The sequence below is a fragment of the Elusimicrobiaceae bacterium genome (assembly GCA_017520185.1).
Classification (GTDB): Bacteria; Elusimicrobiota; Elusimicrobia; order Elusimicrobiales; family Elusimicrobiaceae; genus Avelusimicrobium.
In genome coordinates, this window is the sequence record JAFXGO010000028.1 from 1 (window position 1) to 3591 (window position 3591).

The 3591-nt window shown below is 41.9% G+C and carries 6 protein-coding genes; 4 read left to right on the forward strand and 2 right to left on the reverse strand.

Going from position 1 to position 3591, the window contains the following annotated elements:
- Both IKL48_03995 and IKL48_04000 read left to right on the forward strand, forming a co-directional pair.
- Nucleotides 1-140: elongation factor Tu (locus IKL48_03995; protein MBR3603826.1), on the forward strand; the 140-nt coding region annotated here is incomplete at its 5' end.
- A gap of 103 nt (nucleotides 141-243) precedes the next feature.
- The gene (locus tag IKL48_04000) at nucleotides 244-597 is read left to right on the forward strand and encodes a hypothetical protein (protein MBR3603827.1); all 354 of its coding nucleotides are present in this window, start codon (nucleotides 244-246) and stop codon (nucleotides 595-597) included.
- Nucleotides 598-635: 38 nt separating this feature from the next.
- On the opposite strand, the gene IKL48_04005 is transcribed toward IKL48_04000, so the two are convergent.
- Entirely contained in the window at nucleotides 636-1172 is a 537-nt protein-coding gene (locus IKL48_04005; protein ID MBR3603828.1) for a hypothetical protein, read from the reverse strand.
- Between the two features lie 2 nt (nucleotides 1173-1174).
- Nucleotides 1175-2101, reverse strand: a complete 927-nt coding sequence (locus IKL48_04010; protein ID MBR3603829.1) for a hypothetical protein — start codon at nucleotides 2099-2101, stop codon at nucleotides 1175-1177.
- 244 nt (nucleotides 2102-2345) lie between these two features.
- Here IKL48_04010 and rpsJ point away from each other — a divergent pair, with 244 nt between their 5' ends.
- Both rpsJ and rplC read left to right on the forward strand, forming a co-directional pair.
- Complete coding sequence (gene rpsJ, locus IKL48_04015) at nucleotides 2346-2690, forward strand: 30S ribosomal protein S10 (protein MBR3603830.1); 345 nt, start codon at nucleotides 2346-2348, stop codon at nucleotides 2688-2690.
- Nucleotides 2691-2705: 15 nt separating this feature from the next.
- Nucleotides 2706-3497, forward strand: coding sequence for a 50S ribosomal protein L3 (rplC, locus tag IKL48_04020; protein MBR3603831.1), 792 nt, complete (start codon nucleotides 2706-2708; stop codon nucleotides 3495-3497).
- Nucleotides 3498-3591: the final 94 nt, after the last annotated feature.

Genomic DNA, 3591 nt, shown 5'->3' on the forward strand with positions numbered 1-3591 from the left:
AAATGATCATGCCGGGCGACAATGCCGAAATCGAAGTAAAACTCATTACTCCGGTGGCCATGGAAGAAGGATTGCGTTTTGCTATCCGCGAAGGTGGTCATACGGTAGGAGCCGGTGTAGTCACCAAAATTATTGAGTAGTTTTTAAAACTTGCTCTTTAAAGCACACAGCCTAAGGTTTTGGCCTTAGGCTGTGTTTGTAAGTGAATTAAAGTGGTATAATTAAGTAAAAAAAGGGGGAAGTATGAAAAAATTAATCGTCTTGTCTTTTTTTGTTTTTTCTTTAGTGGGCTGTGCTTCTTATAAAGTGCAAATGCAAAATCCTAAAAAGGTGGCCTCTTATCAAGAATCTTTACAAAATTATAAATCCTGCAAAACTGATGCGGATTGTGTGGCCATTTCTAAAGGTTGCTGTCCGTGTGATGGACAAGAAGCCGTAAATAAAAAATATGTGGAAAGCCTGAATAAGAAACGCTTAAACGCTTGTGGGGTAGGTCCGTGCACCCTTCAAATGTGCTATACCGATATTAATGTGTCTTGTGTAAACAAAGTTTGTACCGGCACTCCTAAAGAAATTTCCTATTATTCGGTAAGATAGTTTAAAGATAAAACCCCCTCCAAGCGGAGGGGGTTTTGTTAAATGATTTCAATGGTTTGCAAGTCTTGAAGGACGGGATTGTTTTTTCTCATTTTTTCCAACACTTCAACGGCAGTTAAGTGTATGGCCAATATCATTTTTTTCCCTTTTTCTTCCACCGCTTTTTTGACGGCAGCTACTGTTTGTCCGGTGGCAAAAATATCATCGATATAAATCAAATGATCATGTTTTAATAATAAATCCCCATCCATTTCCATGTCATAGCTGGTATATTCGTTAGTAATATGAAAGCGGTAGGGATTATTGGGAATTTTGCCTTTTTTACGAATGGTTAAAATAGGAAGCCCTAGTTTGTAGGCTACCGGTGTGCTGAACAAAAATCCGCGTGCTTCGGTACTGATAATGGCGGCTTTGGAGAGTATTTCTGTCGGAACGGCTTTTTGAATTTCTTCACAAAATTTATCTATTACTGTTCGGAAAAATTCCGGCTTTTCCAACAGACCGTTAATATCAATAAAGTTTACGCCCTTAATGGGATAATCTTTTATAATAGAAAGTCCGTAATTGTTTGTCATAGTTAAATGCTCCATTTATTTATGTCTTGCCAATCAAATGCATCTGTATCAATCCGTTTGAAAATATATTGCGCATCCGGTGGCCACTCTTGATTAGGATGTGAAAGCCACCAACGAAAGGCTGTAATTTCAGAAGGGGGAATGTCTGGATTGATATATATAATTGCAAAATGACGAATAAAACGTTGAAAAGCCGAAGGGGTGCCCGTTTGTTTGGTGAAATAGGCCGCCAAAGATATAGGCCAACAGATTAAGGCAACCGGTATGCTGCACACAGAGGAAATACTCAAACAAATCAAAAATCCTCTTTTGGTAATGGGGTCTCCGTCTATTAAACAGGCAATTGCTCCTAATGATAAACCAAAAATAATCAATAAAAATGGCGCCCAAAAAAAAGATTTTTGGGTATGCCATAAATGAAACATCTCCGGACAGGGGGAGGCTTGTTCTTTGGCAGAAGGAGTCTGCGGCCGCAAGAGTGCTTTGATGAGCCGATTGATTTTTGTAATTTCTAACACTAAGAATAAACTGATGAATAAGTTAACAACCAGTACAAGTGCATTTTGGATCAGAACTGCTGTTGCTATGGACCAAACAATCGCCAGCGGAAAGATAAATAAGTTGAAATAAAAACAGAATTTGGCGGCTTTGAGATTCTGTTCCGGCCGCGAACTACGCCAAATCAGCAGACAAAACCCTAGAAATAATTGCCACACGGAACATAAAAACAAAGCAAAGCTAATAACAGCATCCTGAAAAACATCGAAAGAGAACTGATTTTTCCACATAGCAGGCGCTATGTTAGAAATACAGAAAATCCCTAGCATCCATAGAGGCGCCAATGTAAAAGAATTGAAAGAAGTCTTTTTTTTCAGGCGTTCTTGTAAAATTTCCGTATTTGTTTGTAGGGGTTCCTGTTGAAAATTCATATTACTCCTTTACAACAAACCTCAATTATTATACAATATAAACAAGCGAATTTAAACTGTGTTTTATGTGCCATGGTGAACGCACTAAAAAACATAGCGCAAATAGCCCCTAATTTGGTACAATGTTATAGTACTGAAGTAGGAAAAAGGCAAAAAATCCTAACTGTTCCGTCGGGAAAACGGAGGCAGTGTGGGGTTTACTGCCGATAATTTTTTATTTACAAGAAGTTCTAAGGAACAAAAAATGGCAGAAAAAACTGAAAAAAAAGCTAGAATTCTCAGCCAAGAAAGAATCCGCATCAAACTGCGCTCTTACGATCACCGCATGCTCGACAACAGCGTTGCCCGCATCGTGGAAACCGCGCAGAAAACCGGTGCTATCGTCGCCGGTCCGGTTCTTTTGCCGGTGCGCATTAAGAAGTATACCGTACTTCGTTCTCCGCACACTGACAAAAAATCTCGTGAGCAGTTTGAAATGCGTATCCACAAACGGCTGATTGACCTGAAAAGTCCCACCTCTAAGACCGTCGATGAGTTGATGAAATTAGATCTCCCCGCCGGTGTTGATGTGGCAATTAAAAGCAACTAATAAGGAAAAAAACAGATGGTAGAAGAAAACATCCAAGCTGCTGGCGCCCAAGAGGCAACCCCCGTTGCTGAAGCGGCCAAAGCAGAAACTGTCAAAGAAGCTCCGGCTACATTCCGTTTTGTACTCGGCGAAAAAGTGGGCATGACCCAGCTCTTTGATGAAAAAGGCAACCTGCATGGTGTTTCCGTCGTAAAAGCCGGACCCTGCAAAGTTGTACGTGTCAGAACCCAAGAAAAAGACGGCTACAATGCCGTTTGCGTAGGTTTTGGCGAAGTGAAAGAAAGCAAACTGAACAAGCCCGAACTCGGCTATTTCAAAAAAGCTAACACGACCCCCGTCCGCCACTTGAAAGAACATCGCGTGGCCGACGTGAACGGTTTCGAAATCGGTCAGGTCATTTCACTCGAAAAAATTTTTAAACCCGGCGATTATGTAGATGTGCAGGGCAGCATTAAAGGTCACGGCTTTGCTGGTGCGATGAAACGCCACGGCTTTGCCGGTCAGCCTGCCTCCCACGGGGCCTCTGATAGAGAAAGAGCTCCCGGTGGTTTGGCTTCCCGCCGCTCTTTGGGTAAAGTATTGTCCGGTCAGCGCATGGCTGGTCACTACGGTACCACGACGCACACCGTCGCCAAAATTGAAGTTATCAAAGTAGACGCTGAAAACAACTTGCTGTTCTTAAAAGGTTCCGTTCCCGGTGCCAAAGGCAGCATTGTGTCTGTCTTGGAAACTTCCAAAAACAGAAAACATGTTGTGGCTCCTATCGTGCAGAAAATCTCTGCTTCTAAAGCCGCTAACAAGAAGTAAGGACTTTGACCATGGAAACTAAAGTTTTAGATATCAAAGGTAAAGAACAAGGCACCATCGCCTTGCCGGAAAGCTTGTTCTCTGTCAAGCCGAA